The 16,586-nt window shown below is 36.2% G+C and carries 19 protein-coding genes; 18 read left to right on the top strand and 1 reads right to left on the bottom strand.

Features of this window, described 5'->3' with window-relative positions; translation table 11 throughout:
• The 6 genes from spoIIIAC to ACUL40_RS13140 are packed head-to-tail and all read left to right on the top strand — an operon-like array spanning nt 1 to nt 3,751.
• Nucleotides 1–204: a stage III sporulation protein AC gene (spoIIIAC, locus tag ACUL40_RS13165; RefSeq protein ID WP_000020914.1), complete on the top strand. Its 204-nt coding sequence runs from the start codon at nt 1–3 to the stop codon at nt 202–204.
• Nucleotides 205–227: 23 nt separating this feature from the next.
• Nucleotides 228–611 (top strand): stage III sporulation protein AD, encoded by a 384-nt coding sequence (spoIIIAD, locus tag ACUL40_RS13160; protein WP_077393170.1) that lies wholly within the window; start codon nt 228–230, stop codon nt 609–611.
• Nucleotides 612–621: 10 nt separating this feature from the next.
• Nucleotides 622–1,794, top strand: coding sequence for a stage III sporulation protein AE (spoIIIAE, locus tag ACUL40_RS13155; protein ID WP_000946110.1), 1,173 nt, complete (start codon nt 622–624; stop codon nt 1,792–1,794).
• Between the two features lie 12 nt (nt 1,795–1,806).
• Nucleotides 1,807–2,439 (top strand): stage III sporulation protein AF, encoded by a 633-nt coding sequence (spoIIIAF, locus tag ACUL40_RS13150; RefSeq protein WP_001161052.1) that lies wholly within the window; start codon nt 1,807–1,809, stop codon nt 2,437–2,439.
• Complete coding sequence (gene spoIIIAG, locus ACUL40_RS13145) at nt 2,429–3,091, top strand: stage III sporulation protein AG (protein ID WP_000368880.1); 663 nt, start codon at nt 2,429–2,431, stop codon at nt 3,089–3,091. Before spoIIIAF ends, spoIIIAG begins: the two co-directional genes overlap by 11 nt.
• A 15-nt stretch (nt 3,092–3,106) precedes the next feature.
• Nucleotides 3,107–3,751 (top strand): SpoIIIAH-like family protein, encoded by a 645-nt coding sequence (locus tag ACUL40_RS13140; RefSeq protein WP_000914710.1) that lies wholly within the window; start codon nt 3,107–3,109, stop codon nt 3,749–3,751.
• A gap of 113 nt (nt 3,752–3,864) precedes the next feature.
• On the opposite strand, the gene ACUL40_RS13135 is transcribed toward ACUL40_RS13140, so the two are convergent.
• Entirely contained in the window at nt 3,865–4,059 is a 195-nt protein-coding gene (locus ACUL40_RS13135; RefSeq protein WP_002179810.1) for a hypothetical protein, read from the bottom strand.
• Between the two features lie 469 nt (nt 4,060–4,528).
• Here ACUL40_RS13135 and accB point away from each other — a divergent pair, with 469 nt between their 5' ends.
• The 12 genes from accB (at nt 4,529) to recN (ending at nt 16,551) form a co-directional block, all read left to right on the top strand.
• The gene (accB, locus tag ACUL40_RS13130; RefSeq protein ID WP_000472866.1) at nt 4,529–5,017 is read left to right on the top strand and encodes an acetyl-CoA carboxylase biotin carboxyl carrier protein; all 489 of its coding nucleotides are present in this window, start codon (nt 4,529–4,531) and stop codon (nt 5,015–5,017) included.
• A 16-nt stretch (nt 5,018–5,033) separates the two neighbouring features.
• Nucleotides 5,034–6,386 (top strand): acetyl-CoA carboxylase biotin carboxylase subunit, encoded by a 1,353-nt coding sequence (accC, locus tag ACUL40_RS13125; protein ID WP_000592871.1) that lies wholly within the window; start codon nt 5,034–5,036, stop codon nt 6,384–6,386.
• Between the two features lie 22 nt (nt 6,387–6,408).
• Complete coding sequence (locus tag ACUL40_RS13120; protein ID WP_000807630.1) at nt 6,409–6,801, top strand: Asp23/Gls24 family envelope stress response protein; 393 nt, start codon at nt 6,409–6,411, stop codon at nt 6,799–6,801.
• A 346-nt stretch (nt 6,802–7,147) separates the two neighbouring features.
• Complete coding sequence (nusB, locus tag ACUL40_RS13115; RefSeq protein ID WP_000830249.1) at nt 7,148–7,540, top strand: N utilization substance protein NusB; 393 nt, start codon at nt 7,148–7,150, stop codon at nt 7,538–7,540.
• Nucleotides 7,541–7,563: 23 nt separating this feature from the next.
• Complete coding sequence (gene folD, locus ACUL40_RS13110; RefSeq protein ID WP_000226732.1) at nt 7,564–8,424, top strand: bifunctional methylenetetrahydrofolate dehydrogenase/methenyltetrahydrofolate cyclohydrolase FolD; 861 nt, start codon at nt 7,564–7,566, stop codon at nt 8,422–8,424.
• A gap of 26 nt (nt 8,425–8,450) precedes the next feature.
• On the top strand, nt 8,451–9,809 hold the full coding sequence (gene xseA, locus ACUL40_RS13105) for an exodeoxyribonuclease VII large subunit (RefSeq protein WP_000415249.1): 1,359 nt from the start codon (nt 8,451–8,453) through the stop codon (nt 9,807–9,809).
• On the top strand, nt 9,799–10,029 hold the full coding sequence (gene xseB, locus ACUL40_RS13100) for an exodeoxyribonuclease VII small subunit (RefSeq protein ID WP_000428423.1): 231 nt from the start codon (nt 9,799–9,801) through the stop codon (nt 10,027–10,029). The genes xseA and xseB overlap by 11 nt, the downstream gene beginning before the upstream one ends.
• Nucleotides 10,029–10,919 carry a (2E,6E)-farnesyl diphosphate synthase gene (ispA, locus tag ACUL40_RS13095; protein ID WP_000150380.1) on the top strand — a complete coding sequence of 297 codons (891 nt, stop codon included), beginning with the start codon at nt 10,029–10,031 and terminating at the stop codon, nt 10,917–10,919. Before xseB ends, ispA begins: the two co-directional genes overlap by 1 nt.
• A 301-nt stretch (nt 10,920–11,220) precedes the next feature.
• Nucleotides 11,221–13,113, top strand: coding sequence for a 1-deoxy-D-xylulose-5-phosphate synthase (gene dxs, locus ACUL40_RS13090; RefSeq protein WP_000366452.1), 1,893 nt, complete (start codon nt 11,221–11,223; stop codon nt 13,111–13,113).
• A 3-nt stretch (nt 13,114–13,116) separates the two neighbouring features.
• Entirely contained in the window at nt 13,117–13,956 is an 840-nt protein-coding gene (locus ACUL40_RS13085; RefSeq protein ID WP_000111875.1) for a TlyA family rRNA (cytidine-2'-O)-methyltransferase, read from the top strand.
• A 142-nt stretch (nt 13,957–14,098) separates the two neighbouring features.
• A complete protein-coding gene (argR, locus tag ACUL40_RS13080) occupies nt 14,099–14,548 on the top strand; it encodes an arginine repressor ArgR (RefSeq protein ID WP_001032580.1) in 450 nt (149 codons plus the stop codon).
• A 263-nt stretch (nt 14,549–14,811) separates the two neighbouring features.
• On the top strand, nt 14,812–16,551 hold the full coding sequence (gene recN, locus ACUL40_RS13075; RefSeq protein ID WP_000947768.1) for a DNA repair protein RecN: 1,740 nt from the start codon (nt 14,812–14,814) through the stop codon (nt 16,549–16,551).
• Nucleotides 16,552–16,586 lie beyond the last annotated feature (35 nt).

Raw genomic sequence — 16,586 nt, 5'->3', positions numbered from 1 at the left:
ATGTCCATTGATGTTGGATTAATATTTCAAATCGCCGGAATCGGCATTGTTTTAGCTTTCATTCATACTGTACTAAAAGAATTGAAGCGTGAGGATATTGCAAATTGGGTTATCCTTGTCGGTTTTGTCGTCATTTTATTTCATGTTGCATTTTTAATTAATACGCTATTCGACAAGATTAAAAGTGTCTTTCTCTTCCAGTAAAGGAGGCGGTTCGAATCGAAATTATACAAATTGTCGGATTAGGCCTCGTTGCTACGTTTTTAGCTGCTGTTTTGAACCAGCATAAATCTAGTATTACATCTTTATTTATTGTGTTCGTAGGTAGCGTGATGTTTCTAATTTTAATCGATCAAATTCATTCTATTTTACAAATGATTGAGAGAGTAGCGAGTGAAGCGAAAGTTAGTAACGTCTACGTGGAAACGTTACTAAAGATTATTGGAATTGCTTATATTGCCGAGTTTGGAGCTCAAATTACAAAAGATGCTGGTCAAGGTGCCATCGCTTCGAAAATTGAACTTGCTGGGAAAATCTTAATTCTCGTTATGGCAATTCCTATTTTGACGGTTGTAATTGAAACTATTCTCGGATTTTTACCGACGGGATAAGGGGGAGTGAATGTTGAGGAGGTTTGGAGCTAAGCTGCTATTTGCTTGCTTCCTTTTCTTTTCTTTACCGGTTGTTGTACAAGCTTCTCCTGTAGAAACAAACGTCGTTGATCAACAATTGGATAAGCTCGGAATTGAAGATGTGAAGCAATTTTGGGACGGGCTTGTTACAAAATATGGAGGCTATTTGCCAGAGAGTCAAAAAGGGAGTTTTATGGAGTTTGTAAAGGGAGAAAAAGAATTCTCTCTAAAAGAGTGGATGATAGGGTTATTAAAATATTTATTTCATGAGCTTGCAGCTAATGGAAAACTGCTTGGCACACTCATTATGCTCACAATCTTTAGTGCATTGTTGCAATCACTGCAATCCGCTTTTTCAAAAAGTAGTGTAAGTAAAATTGCTGATGCTGTTGTATATATGGTACTTATTATTTTTGCTTTAAATAGTTTTTATGTCGTTATGACATATGCAAGAGAAACGATACAAACAATGGTAGATTTCATATTAGCGCTATTGCCAATTTTATTGGCGCTTATAGCGACTGGTGGCGGGGTTGTATCTGTATCTTTCTTTCATCCGATTATCATTTTCTTAATGAATACAAGCGGGCTTCTTATGAATTATATCGTTCTACCGCTTTTATTACTGGCAACGATATTAAGTATTGTAAGTACAATGAGTGATCAATATAAAGTGACGAAATTGTCCAAGCTTCTGCAAAACGTTAGCGTTGGGATTATCGGTATTTTCTTAACGATTTTTTTAGGAGTATTATCTGTACAAGGAACAGCAACAGCCGTTGCTGATGGAATAGCTGTGAAAACTGCTAAATTTGTAACAGGGAACTTCATTCCAGTAGTCGGAAGGATGTTTACAGAAGCGGCAGATACTGTTATTAGCGCATCAGGATTATTGAAAAACACAGTCGGAATTATTGGGCTCGTCATTTTATGTTTAATTGTTGCTTTTCCAGCGATTCAAATTTTCTGTATCGCATTTATTTATAAATTCGCAGCAGCAGTATTGCAACCGGTTGGCGGCGGAGCAATTATTCAATGCTTAGACATTATTGGACGAAGCATCATTTACGTATTTGCTTGCTTAGCTATCGTATCATTTATGTTCTTTTTAAGTATTACAATTATTATTGCTGCGGGGAATATTACACTTATGATGCGGTAGGAGGTGAAGAGTATGCAATTTGTTACAGAGTGGATCAGAAATATTATCGTTTTTTTGCTCTTAGCGACAATGCTTCATCTTATTCTTCCAAATTCGAATTTGCAAAAATACGTTAAATTCGTTGTAAGTCTTTTGTTAGTCGTATTAATTTTAACACCCCTTTTTAAACTATTGCAGACAGATGTAAATGAAGTAATTGCAAATTTTAATGAAGAAAAGTACGTAGCAGAAGGATCTGTAAAAAATTCAATAGATTCGAAGAAAAAAGAAATACAAGCTCTAACACGTGCATATAGTTTAGAAGAGATGGCTACCAAAATGAAAAAAGAAGTAGGAAAAGAGTTTGAGAAACAGTATGGTATGTCAGTCTCTGAAATACAAATAGTCGCAGCGGAAAGCACAGCGGAAGTAAAGTCAGCGAAAGATATTCAATCTGTTGTTGTGACGTTAAAAGAAAAAGAACGTAGTAAAAATGATGCAATCGAAACAGTAAAACCAGTTGAAATTAACACGAAAGAACCACCGAAAAAAGTAGAGGAAACGAATGTAGAAATGAAAGACTTCTTTTCAAGCAGGTGGCAACTAGAGAATAAACAAATCCAAGTTCAAATGGAAGGGAGGACAGGTAGAGTAAATGGACAATAAAGATAAAAATTCGAAGTTCTCATTTTTTCGAAACTTATTGAATGGAGATGAAAAAGAAAGTAATGAGAAGGGAAGAAAGGTAACACCTAAGTTCTTACTTGTCCTACTCATACTTGGAATTTTGCTTATGTTTTCTAGTAGTTTTTTTTCAAGTAAAAAAGAAGAAGTACCTGTATTTAAAGAACAAAAAACTCAAAACCAGGAAAAAGATGTACCAACTTTTGGACAAAAAAATAATGATAATATGTCAAATGTAGAAAAATATGAAAAAGCGTATGAACAAGAATTAAAAACTGCTTTAGAAGAAATAGCAGGAGTAAAAGACGTAACGATTAAAGTGAATTTAGATTCATCTGAAGAAAAAATTTTAGAAAAAAATACAGTGAAACGCTCACAAACAACAGGTGAAACAGATAAAACAGGCGGTAAGAGAGAAGTAGAGGACGAGTCTCTTGATGAAAAGACTGTCATTATACGTGAAGGGGATAAAGAAACTCCTGTTGTTTTACGAACAGAGAAGCCGAAAGTACGTGGTGTTCTTGTCGTAGCAAAGGGAGTGGATAATATACAAGTTAAAGCAATGGTAAAAGAAGCTGTGATAAGGCTGCTAGATGTACCGGCCCATCGCGTTTCAGTTTCACCGAAAAATTGATAGGGAGGAAATAAAGTGTTAAAAAAACAAACAGTTTGGTTATTAACGATGTTAAGTTTAGTTGTTGTACTATCTGTGTATTACGTGACAACTCCTGACAAAATGAATACAGCATCGCCGGCAACAGGTGAAAAGATTGGACAAGAAAAACAAGGTACTGATAAAGCAGTAACAAACGAAGCGCCTAAAGAAACTCCGAAAAAAGAAAATACAAGCAAGGAAACAACAAATAAAGAAACAGACAAAAAAGAAAATGCAAAAAAAGAAACAAGTAAAAAAGAGGGCAATGTATCAGTTCAATCAAGTGATGAGAATTTCACAGCTTTACGTATGCAAATGGAAGATCAGCGTAGTGAACAAAAAGCAAAATTACAAGAAGTGATGAGTTCAACAAAAGCTTCAGCAACAGAAAAGAATAAAGCGAAAGAAAATTTTGATGCCATTACGACAATGGAAACGAAGCAAGAATTACTTGAGACAGTAATTAAATCTCAAGGAGGATATCCAGATGCTCTTGTAAGAGCTGATGGCACTGATATTAGAGTAACGGTTAAAGCGGCAAAACATTCACAGAAAGAAGCAAATAAAATTATTCAACTTGTAAGAAGTGAAGGCGGATCAAAAGATGTAGGTGTGAAATTTGATCCACCAGCGAAATAAGTGAAACTTTAATCCGTAGGGATTTCCCTGCGGATTATTATCTTTTACTAAGCAAAGGGTATGCAAATAGTAAAATAGAGTATGTAAGTAAATGTGTGAATAGAAAAAAGCTATCATTTTCGATAGCTTTTTTCTATGTCGTCTTTGTAATTATTTTTACTATGTTCAACTCGGAATGGAGAAACACGTTGTGAGTAAAAGATTAATGGTTCATGGTACTGATGATTACTTTTTCCGGATTTGACGTGGATGAAAAGAACGCATGCCCAAACGATTACGGCAGGTAAAAAGAGAATGAGCCATATCATATTTCCACACCTCAACACAATATATTTTCTACACTTTGAACATACTATTCTTATATGAAGGAATGATGAACGGCGTGTAAACAAAAAAATAATATTTGGTAAAAATATGTTATTGACTATAGGTGTGGTGAAGAGTGAGGAGGGAATGGCATGTTTGCTTTGTAACGTTTTGCAAAAGTAGTGAATGTTTTTTAAGAAGTGGTCTTGCCAATTTCATGTGAAACTTGGTATTATTACTAGGTATTAAATTTTTATTGGAATAATATTTTTACAGGAATTTCGATTTATTATAAAGAAATATAAATTGGAATGTTTAAAAAATTTATCGTAAGATGGAAATAGTAAATATTTCTATTAGTTAATGAAATATATTTTCTAATAGAGTACATCGTATTTTTACAGTCAATCTAGTTTTCGTGACGAGAATCTGTAAAAACGGGACAAACAAGAGTATGGGAGTGGATTTTACATGTTTAAAATTCAAGAAGTTCGTGAATTAATTAAATTAATTGATAGCTCTAATATTGATGAATTTGAATACAAAAAAGACGGTACAACAATCAAAATGAAAAAGCGTGGTAATGAAGTTGTTGCTGTGCAAGCACCTGCAGCAAAACAAGCTATGCAACCAGTAGCGCCTGTTGAAGTTGAAACGACAGTAGCAGCAGCGCAAGCAGAAGTGCCAAAACAAGAAGAGAAGAAGGTTGTTCAAAATGAAAACCTACATAAAATCACATCACCGATGGTAGGTACATTCTATTCTTCTTCTTCGCCTGATACACCTCCATATGTAAGTGTTGGGGATAGAGTATCGAAAGATTCTATCGTATGTATTGTCGAGGCTATGAAGTTATTTAACGAAATTGATGCTGATGTAGAGGGCGAAATTGTTGAAATTCTTGTTAATAACGGACAGCTTGTTGAATATGGACAACCGCTATTTCTTGTAAAAGCGTAATAAGGGAGTCTTTGTGATGATAAAAAAAGTATTAATAGCCAATCGTGGGGAAATTGCTGTACGAATTATTCGTGCTTGTAAAGAAATGGATATTGAAACAGTTGCAATTTATTCAGAAGCAGATAAAGAGTCACTTCACGTACAGATTGCAGACGAGGCGTATTGTGTAGGACCAACGATTTCGAAAGAAAGCTATTTAAATTTGACAAACATTATTAGCGTTGCGAAGTTAACAGGCTGCGATGCTATTCATCCGGGATACGGATTTTTAGCAGAGAATGCAGATTTCGCAGAGTTATGCCGTGAATGTAACTTGATTTTTATCGGTCCAAGTCCAGAAGCTATTTCAAAGATGGGCACAAAAGACGTTGCTCGTGATACAATGAAAGAAGCAGGGGTTCCGATTGTACCAGGTTCACAAGGGATTATTAAAAATACCGAAGAAGCGATTGAGCTTGCTAATCAAATTGGATATCCAGTTATTATTAAAGCGACTGCAGGTGGCGGTGGAAAAGGTATTCGTGTTGCACGCCATGAAGAAGAGCTTATAAAAGGAATTCAAATTACACAGCAAGAAGCTAGTACCGCTTTTGGGAACCCTGGTGTATACTTAGAAAAGTACGTTGAAGATTTCCGCCATGTTGAGATTCAAATAATGGCAGATACACACGGAAATGCCATTCATTTAGGAGAGCGTGATTGTACAATTCAGCGCCGTTTGCAAAAACTATTAGAAGAAAGTCCATCACCTGCACTTGATGAAGAGATTCGCAAGCAGATGGGTGAAGCGGCAGTTAAAGCGGCGGTAGCGGTTGATTATACAGGTGCTGGTACGGTTGAGTTTATTTATGAATATAAAACGAAAACCTTTTACTTCATGGAGATGAATACGAGAATTCAGGTTGAGCATCCGGTTACTGAAATGGTAACAGGAATGGACTTAATTAAAGAACAAATTCTTGTTGCTTCAGGAGAAAAGTTATCGTTACAGCAAGAAGAAGTACAATTTAATGGTTGGGCAATTGAATGTCGAATTAATGCGGAAAACCCTGCCAAAAAATTTATGCCATCTCCAGGTAAAGTAGAAATGTACTTACCACCAGGAGGATTTGGTATTCGCGTCGATTCAGCTGTATATCCGGGATATTCAATCCCACCTTTCTATGATTCGATGGTTGCTAAATTAATTGTTCACGGAAAAACACGTGAAGAGGCAATTGCAAAAATGAAGCGCGCACTTAGTGAATTTGTCATTGAAGGCGTACATACAACAATCCCGTTCCATTTGCAATTGCTAGATCATCCTGATTTTGTAAAAGGTGAGTTTAATACGAAATTTTTGGAAGAGCATGAACTTGTGACGCAGTGATACATTAAAGGAGGTTTTTTTCATGGCTGAACATATGTTAGATATGGGTCAAGATACAACTCTTGGTAAAGTAGAAATTGCACCAGAAGTAATTGAAGTAATTGCAGGTATTGCAGCTGCTGAAGTAGAAGGTGTAGCGGCAATGCGCGGTAATTTTGCTACAGATGTTGTTGAGAAGTTAGGTAAGAAAAATCATGGTAAAGGTGTAAAGGTTGAATTAGCAAACGAAGATATTATCGTTGATCTTTATGTTGTAATGTATTTTGGTGTAGCAATTCCAGTTGTTGCACAAAAGATTCAAGACAATATTCGCCAAGCACTCTTTACAATGACAGGACTTGAGCCAAAAGAAGTGAATGTTCACATCGTTGGCGTAACATTCGAAACACAAAAAACAGAAATCGAACCAGTGTAAGAATGAAAAGGTGCCTAGTAACATAGGCATCTTTTTTATCGTTTCATTTCTTCACAAATTACAACCCTCTAATTATTATACTATTTCAAAAAATGAGAAATAAACAAGAAAATGTGTCGTTTTTCCAAAAAACGTACATTGTGATAAGATATGGAACTTGAAGTTAATCTTTTTATTATTTTTCAGCCTTGTAACCCGTGTGTGAAACGATAAATTGTGTTATTATCATTGTATTATAAGGTTGGAAAATCAATGAAAACTGTAAGAGTAAGTGAATTGACGGCTTATAAATTATAATAATATAACAAAGTATAAGGAAAGACTTGAAGCATAAAGGAGAGTTACAATGAAACGTAGGACGGCTAGAGAAAGAGCAATGCAAGCATTATACCAAATGGATATTACAGGTGAATTAGAACCGAAAGTAGCAGTGGAAAACACGCTAGATGAAGGCGAAGAAACAAATGAGTTTCTAGAGTCACTTGTAGTAGGTTTTGTAGAAAATAAAGAAGTAATCGATGAAGCGATTCGTCAAAATTTAAAAAAGTGGAAGCTTGAGCGTATTAGTATTGTTGATCGCAGTATTTTACGTGTAGCTGTGTATGAAATGAAATACATGGAAGAAATTCCACACAACGTAACAATTAACGAAGCAATTGAAATTGCTAAAACATTTGGGGATGAGGAATCTCGTCGTTTTATTAACGGCGTTTTATCTAATATAAAAGATACACTGTAAATTCTTTAAGGGGGAATCTTAAAATGGTAGCAGTAATCATCAAAGGAAATGAAGTTGCGGAGAAAAAACGAGCACAATTAACAGAAGAAGTTGTGAAGTTGAAAGAGCAAGGTATTGTACCAGGATTAGCAGTTATTTTAGTTGGAGAAGATCCAGCATCTCGTTCTTATGTGAAAGGAAAAGAAAAAGGCTGTGAACAAGTAGGGATTTACTCAGAGCTAATTGAACTTCCTGAAACAATTACTGAGGAACGTTTGCTTGCTGAAATCGATCGCTTAAATGGCGATGACCGTATTAATGGCATATTAGTGCAATTACCTTTACCAAAACATATTGAAGAAAAAGCTATCATTGAAAGAATTTCACCAGAAAAGGATGTAGACGGATTTCACCCAATCAGCGTGGGACGTATGATGACGGGACAAGATACATTCCTTCCATGTACACCGCATGGTATTGTAGAATTAGTAAAAGAAACAAATCTTGATATTTCTGGAAAACATGTAGTAGTAATTGGAAGAAGTAATATTGTCGGTAAACCAGTGGGGCAATTGTTTTTAAATGAAAATGCCACTGTCACATATTGTCATTCTAAGACGCAAAATATGAAAGAGTTATCGAAGTTAGCTGATATTTTAATCGTAGCTGTTGGACGACCTAAAATGATAACAGCGGATTATATTAAAGAAGGGGCGGTTGTAATTGACGTTGGTGTTAACCGTTTAGAAACAGGAAAACTTTGTGGTGATGTTGACTTTGACAACGTGTTAGATGTTGCGGGTTACATTACACCTGTGCCAAAGGGTGTTGGTCCAATGACAATCACAATGCTTCTTCATAATACTGTTGAATCTGCCAAACGTGCAGGTGTCGTTTGTAAATAATTTGAGTCGGCTATGAGGAGAGAGAAATGGAGAAGCAATATTTAACCGTTACAGCGTTAACACGCTATATAAAAACAAAAATAGAATATGATCCGCATTTGCAGTCTGTTTGGTTAAAAGGTGAAATTTCCAACTTTAAAAATCATAGCCGTGGCCACATGTATTTTACATTGAAAGATGAAAATGCAAGAATCGCAGCGGTTATGTTTGCGGGCCATAATCGTAATATTAAATTCAAACCTGAAAATGGGATGAAGGTACTCGTGAAAGGAAAAATCTCTGTTTACGAGGCGAGTGGTTCTTATCAAATTTATATTCAAGACATGCAGCCTGACGGAGTCGGAAATTTACATTTAGCGTACGAACAGTTAAAAGTTCGTTTAGAAGAGGAAGGACTTTTTTCTCAAGTTTATAAAAAAGCGATTCCTCCTTACGCTAAAACAATAGGTGTGATTACGTCGCCAACAGGAGCAGCGATTCGTGATATTATAACAACGATTAAACGTCGTTATCCAATTGGGAATGTTATTGTATTTCCGGTACTTGTACAAGGGGAGTCAGCGGCTCCCTCGATTGTACAAGCGATTCGTACAGCGAATGAAATGGGAGAGATAGATGTACTAATCGTTGGTCGTGGTGGAGGTTCTATTGAGGAATTATGGGCTTTCAATGAGGAAATGGTTGCAAGAGCAATCTTTAAGAGTGAAATTCCTATTATTTCGGCAGTAGGCCATGAAACAGATTTTACAATTGCAGATTTTGTTGCAGATTTACGCGCGCCAACACCGACCGCAGCAGCTGAGTTGGCAGCACCTAACATTATAGAGTTACAAGAAAAGGTATTACAAAGAACTCTGAGATTGCAAAGAGCAATGAGAGAGTTAGTACATAAAAAAGAAGAAAAACTACAAGTGTTGCAAAAATCGTATGCGTTCCGTTATCCAAGACAAGTATATGAGCAAAAGGAAGAGCAATTAGATAGAGCGCTAGAACAGCTTGTTTTAGCGAAAGAGCGCTATATTGATAAAAAGGTGAATCAGTTAAAGCAACTTTCATTTTATTTAGAGAAGCACCACCCATCTCAAAAAATTATGCAAACGAAGGTAGCTGTGGAAACGTTGCAAAAGCAATTACAACGTGAAATGCAAACGTTACTTCAAACGAAAGAATTTGCCTTTGTAAGAGCTGCTCAAAAACTTGAAGCGTTAAGTCCGCTTAAAGTAATGATGAGAGGGTACGGGCTTGTATATGATGAAGAGAAGCAAGTGTTAAAAAGTGTGAAAGATGTAAGCCTTGGAGATGCTGTTTCAGTTCAATTACAAGATGGAATACTAGATTGTAGCGTATCAGGCATAGAGGAGCGTGAATTGAATAATGGAAAATAAATTAAGCTTTGAAGAGGCAATTTCGCAACTTGAGCATCTTGTTTCTAAGCTAGAACAAGGTGACGTACCTTTAGAAGAAGCGATTTCTTATTTTAAAGAAGGTATGGAATTATCTAAGCTTTGTGATGAGAAGCTGAAGAATGTACAAGAACAAATGGCAGTTATTCTTGGGGAAGATGGAGAGCTTGAACCGTTTACTGCTTTAGGAGATGAAGCATAGTGACGATTGCTTTTGATACTTTTTTGAAAGAAAGTAAAACTTTCGTAGAAGAAAAACTTGTAAGCTATGCAAATGGATTACAATGTCCAAATGTACTTCGTGAAGCGATGGCATATTCTTTGGAAGCGGGTGGAAAACGTCTCCGCCCGTTACTTTTGTTTGCAACATTACAAGCGTTTGGGAAAGAAAGAAATCTTGGAGTAGGTGCAGCTTGTGCTCTTGAAATGATTCATACATATTCGTTAGTTCATGATGATTTACCTTGTATGGATGATGATGATTTAAGAAGAGGAAAGCCCACAAATCACAAAGTATTTGGTGAAGCGATGGCAGTTTTAGCAGGAGATGGCTTATTGACATACGCTTTTCAAGTTATTATGGCATATGAGCAAAAAGAAATTTCTGCTGAAAAAAAAGTAAGACTTGTACTTGAACTCGCAAAAGCAGCAGGACCAGAAGGAATGGTTGGCGGACAAGTGGCAGATATGGAAGCGGAAGGGAAACGCCTTACGATTGATGAATTGGAGTACATCCATAAACATAAGACCGGAAAACTACTTGAATTTGCTGTACTTGCGGGTGCGATACTTTCTGATGCGACAGAAGAGCAAGAAGAAAAGTTGCTTACGTTTGCCAAATATATCGGTCTAGCTTTCCAAATTCGAGATGATATTTTAGATGTCGAAGGAACTGAAGAAGAGATTGGAAAACCGATTGGTAGTGATCTTTCTAATGAAAAGAGCACATATACGACGTTGTTTACTGTAGATAGAGCAAAGGATATTTTAGAAGAAACAATTGCAGAAGCAAAAGGTGCGATTAGCTCCTTGCAATTACAAGATGAATATTTACTATCTATTTGCGATTTGATTGCAAAACGTAATAACTAATATAACAGCGTTTTCATTTGTTGAGTCATTCATCATTTTATGATATAAATGTAGGAAAAGGTTTTTCTTTTCTTGTTATTGGCAAAAATATATGTAGATTACATTGCCGTTATCACTTCGTGTTAGCGGCTATTTTTTTCATCGCCTAAAGAAATATGGTTTATAATAGGATTAAGGCGCAATAGACTGGTTAATAGCGGGACAAGACGAAAAATAGAAAAGAGAATTTCTTGTTTTGTGTAAATGTTTTTTATAATATTTGACATGTTGACAGATTATGAAATGAAAGTGAGTGATCCATGTGGATCTAACGCAAATTCAAAACCCTAGTTTTTTGAAAGATATGTCTATCAGTGAACTAGAGGGATTGAGTGAGGATATTCGTAAGTTTTTAATTGAAGAGCTCTCTCAAACAGGTGGACATATTGCACCTAATTTAGGTGTAGTAGAACTCACAATTGCTCTGCACAAATTATTTGATAGCCCGCAAGATAAATTTTTATGGGATGTAGGACATCAATCCTATGTACATAAAATTTTAACTGGACGCGCGAAAGAGTTTGGCACATTAAGGCAATATCAAGGTCTATGTGGTTTCCCGAAACGTTGTGAGAGTGAGCACGATGTATGGGAAACTGGTCATAGCTCGACTTCGTTATCGGCTGCAATGGGAATGGCTCTGGCACGTGATTTAAAGAAAACGAAAGAATATGTTATACCAATTATTGGAGATGGTGCTTTAACAGGCGGAATGGCTTTAGAGGCATTGAACCATATTGGACATGAAAAAACAGACATGATTGTTATTTTGAATGATAATGAAATGTCAATTGCACCAAACGTTGGTGCGCTTCATAATGTGCTCGGTCGTTTACGTACCGCAGGAAAATATCACTGGGTAAAAGATGAATTAGAGTATATATTAAAGAAAATTCCAGCAGTTGGCGGGAAAGTGGCTGCGACAGCAGAGAAAATAAAAGATAGTCTTAAATATTTACTAGTATCTGGTGTCTTTTTCGAAGAGTTAGGCTTTACATATTTAGGTCCAGTCGATGGGCATGATTATGAAAAGTTATTCGAAACGTTGCAATATGCAAAGAAAACAAAAGGCCCAGTACTCGTTCACGTTATTACGAAAAAAGGAAAAGGTTATAAACCGGCTGAGAGTGACGTTATTGGAACTTGGCATGGAACAGGACCTTATAAAATTGAATCAGGTGACTTCGTTAAGCCGAAAGAAGTTGCACCAGCATGGAGTGCTGTCGTTAGTGAAACAGTACTTAAGCTAGCGAGAGCAGATGAGCGTATCGTAGCAATTACACCTGCAATGCCTGTTGGATCAAAACTTGAGAAATTCCAAAAAGAATTCCCAGATCGTATGATTGATGTAGGTATTGCAGAACAGCATGCTACAACAATGGCAGCAGGTATGGCAACGCAAGGAATGAAGCCATTCTTAGCGATTTATTCAACATTTTTACAAAGAGCATATGACCAAGTTGTTCATGATATATGCCGCCAAAATTTAAATGTTTTCATCGGAATAGATCGTTCGGGATTAGTAGGAGCAGATGGTGAAACGCATCAAGGCGTATTTGATATCTCATTCTTACGTCACTTGCCGAATATGGTGCTTATGATGCCGAAAGATGAAAATGAAGGTCAACATTTAGTTTATACGGCGATGCAATATGAAGATGGACCAATCGCATTGCGTTATGCGCGCGGTAATGGACTTGGTGTTCATATGGATGAAGAATTAAAGGCGATTCCAATCGGTACGTGGGAGACGTTAAAAGAGGGTACACAAGCAGCTATTTTAACGTTTGGTACGACAATACCAATGGCAATGGAAGCAGCTGAGCGTCTTGAAAAAGCTGGGGTTTCAGTGAAAGTAGTGAATGCTCGCTTTATTAAACCAATGGATGAAGCATATTTACATGATCTTCTAGGAAAGAATATACCGATTTTAACGATTGAAGAAGCTTGTTTAATCGGTGGTTTTGGAACAGGAGTAGTTGAATTTGCATCTGAAAATGGTTACCATAGTGCATTGGTTGAACGAATGGGTATTCCAGACCGCTTCATAGAGCACGGAAGTGTAACGAAATTATTAGAAGAAATTGGTTTAACGACAGATGCTGTTGTAGACCGTATTCATACAATGATTCCATCAAAACAAAAAAGGGCGTAACAAATGAGCGTAAAAAAAGAAAGAGTAGATGTACTATTAGTAGAGCGAGGACTTATAGAAACGCGTGAGAAAGCAAAGCGCGCCATTATGGCCGGACTCGTATATGCAAATGAGATGAGACTTGATAAGCCAGGAGAGAAAATCTCGCAAGATACTGAGATTACGGTGAAGGGACAAGTTATGCCGTATGTAAGTCGTGGTGGTTATAAACTTGAAAAGGCATTAGAGACATTTCATCTTGATTTACAAGATAAAGTTATGATAGATATTGGTTCATCAACTGGTGGCTTTACAGATTGCGCGCTTCAAAATGGAGCGAAATTATCTTATGCATTAGATGTAGGATACAATCAACTAGCGTGGAAATTACGTCAAGATGAGCGTGTTGTTGTAATGGAACGAACAAACTTCCGTTACGTGACACCAGCAGACTTAGAACGTGGTTTACCTCAATTTGCAAGTATTGATGTTTCATTTATATCATTAAAGCTTATACTGCCAGTTTTAAAAACAATGCTTATGCCTAACGGAGATGTAGCAGCGTTAATTAAACCGCAGTTTGAAGCTGGAAGAGAGCAAGTTGGGAAAAAAGGTATCGTTCGCGATAGAAAAGTACATGAAGCTGTTGTAGAAATGATTGTCGAGTTTGCTTTAAAAGAAGGCTATGATGTGGAAGGTTTAACATTCTCACCAATTACGGGTGGGGATGGTAATATTGAATTTTTAATTCATCTGAAATGGCATGGTGAACGTGAGAATGGCGAAAATCATTCTCCGATTTCTATAGAGCAAGTTGTTACAGAAGCGCATGAAGTTCTAAAACAAAAAGGGAAAGGGGAATAACATATGTTGTTCCTCTTTTTGCTGTAATTGTATAATGATTGTAAAAACAATTGTGTACAAGAAACGAATTATAAGTTAACATAAATAAGTGAAGTATACCAATGTTTAAACTATGGTAAGAGATAGTGTGAGGTGCAAATGTATGAATAAAGGTCAGCGCCATATTAAAATCAGGGAAATTATTGCAAACAAAGAAATTGAAACACAAGATGAATTAGTTGATATTTTACGTAATGAGGGATTTAATGTAACGCAAGCAACAGTATCGCGCGATATTAAAGAACTGCACTTAGTGAAGGTGCCATTACATGATGGGCGCTATAAATATAGCTTGCCAGCAGATCAACGATTTAACCCGTTACAAAAATTAAAACGAAATCTAGTGGATTCATTTGTAAAATTAGACACGGCAGGACATATGCTTGTGCTAAAAACATTGCCTGGTAACGCTCATTCACTTGGAGCACTTATTGATCATTTAGAGTGGGATGAGATCATCGGAACCATCTGTGGTGATGATACTTGCTTAATTATTTGCCGTACACCTGACGATACAGGTGTTGTCTCTGATCGTTTCTTAAATATGTTGTAACAAAAAATCTTGTTTGCTTTCCATCGTAAAGTGGAAAGTGAACAAGATATTTTTATTGGTTAAAAATATGAATTTTCAATTGTAATATAATATTTTGTTTGCATAAAGTTAAAAATAGATGGATTGACCCGTAAAACAAATGTTTGGTACAATGAAGCGGGTTAGAAGAGTATATACATACAAATATATAGCATGATTATTTGAATGAAGAACTGAGAAAATCCTTTAGTAAGGGATTATTTTATAACGAGGTGAATGGGGCATTGTTATCGGAATTATCGATTAGAAACTTTGCTATTATTGAAGCATTAAATATTTCTTTTCAAAAAGGTTTAACGGTTTTAAGCGGTGAAACAGGGGCCGGAAAATCGATTATTATTGATGCAATTAGTTTACTTGTAGGTGGCCGTGGGTCAGCAGAATTTGTTCGATATGGAACAGAGAAGGCTGAGATTGAAGGGCTATTTTATGTTGAAGATGAGAAGCATCCATGTATTGAAAAGGCAGAAGAGTTAGATATAGAAATAGAAGATGGCATGATTATTTTAAAGCGTGATATTGCTGCGAACGGGAAGAGTGTATGTCGTGTAAATGGGAAGCTTGTTACACTTAGCATATTAAAAGAAATTGGGAAAACACTTGTTGATATTCATGGACAGCACGAAACGCAAGATTTAATGAATGAAGAACGACATCTGTTTATGCTTGATCACTTTGATGGGGATCGAATCGTTAAACAATTAGACATATATCAAAACGTATACGCTGACTATGAAAAATTAAAAAAACAATTGAAATCGTTAAGTGAAAATGAGCAACAAATGGCACATCGCTTAGATTTAATTCAATTTCAGCATGAAGAAATTCGCAAGGCGGATTTAAAGATGGATGAAGAAAATGAATTAACTGAGGAACGATTGCAAATTTCTAATTTTGAAAAGATTTATAAAGCGTTAGGTGATGCATATCGTTCGTTAAGTGCCGACGGACAAGGGTTAGATAATGTAAGAAGTGCAATGGGGCAAATGGAAAGTATTACACATTTAGATGAAGTGTATCAGGAGAATCATGATTCAATTGCAAATAGCTATTACTTATTAGAAGAGGTTGCCTATCAACTGAGAGAAAAGCTCGATATGATGGAATATGATCCAAATCGTTTAGATGAAATCGAAACACGTTTGAATGAAATTCGTATGCTAAAGAGAAAATATGGAAATACTGTAGAAGAGATTTTAGCGTATGCTGATAAAATTGAACAGGAAATTTTTACGATTGAAAATAAAGACGTTCATATTGAAACGACGAAGAAACAGTTGAAGGAATTAGAAAGTGTTATTCTGAAAGAAGCAACGTTGTTAAGTAATATGCGTCATGAGCTTGCAGAACACCTTACAAATGCAATTCATCAGGAATTAAAAGAATTATATATGGAAAAAACGAAATTTGAAGTGAGAATTATGAAGAGAGAAGGAAATGTAGAAGAGCCCCTTGTGGAAGGTGCGCCGGTAAGACTTACGGCGGATGGTTACGATCATGTGGAATTTTATATTTCAACGAACCCAGGAGAGCCGCTAAAACCACTTTCAAAGGTTGCATCTGGCGGAGAGTTATCTCGTATCATTTTAGCTTTAAAAAGCATTTTTTCTAAGCATCAAGGGGTTGCATCTGTTATTTTTGATGAAGTGGATACGGGTGTAAGTGGCCGGGTCGCACAGGCTATTGCGGAAAAAATTTATCGAGTATCAGTAAACTCGCAAGTACTTTGTATTACGCACTTACCTCAAGTAGCTTCAATGGCAGATTCACATTTATTTATTCGAAAACAAGTAGCGAATGATCGGACAATTACATCGGTTACTGTTTTAACTATGGAGGATAAAGTAACAGAAATAGCTCGAATGATTTCTGGTGTGGAAATCACAGATTTAACGACAGAGCATGCGAAAGAATTACTTACGCAAGCGCATCATTTTAAACAGACAGCAGAGGCTATCCAGTAATGGATAGCTTTTTTTCTCAAATGACGATTTCTTAA

It is taken from the genome of Bacillus sp. KNSH39 (genome assembly GCF_052656585.1).
Note: the sequence above shows the minus strand (reverse complement) of the source record. Positions and strands in the feature narration are given on the sequence as shown.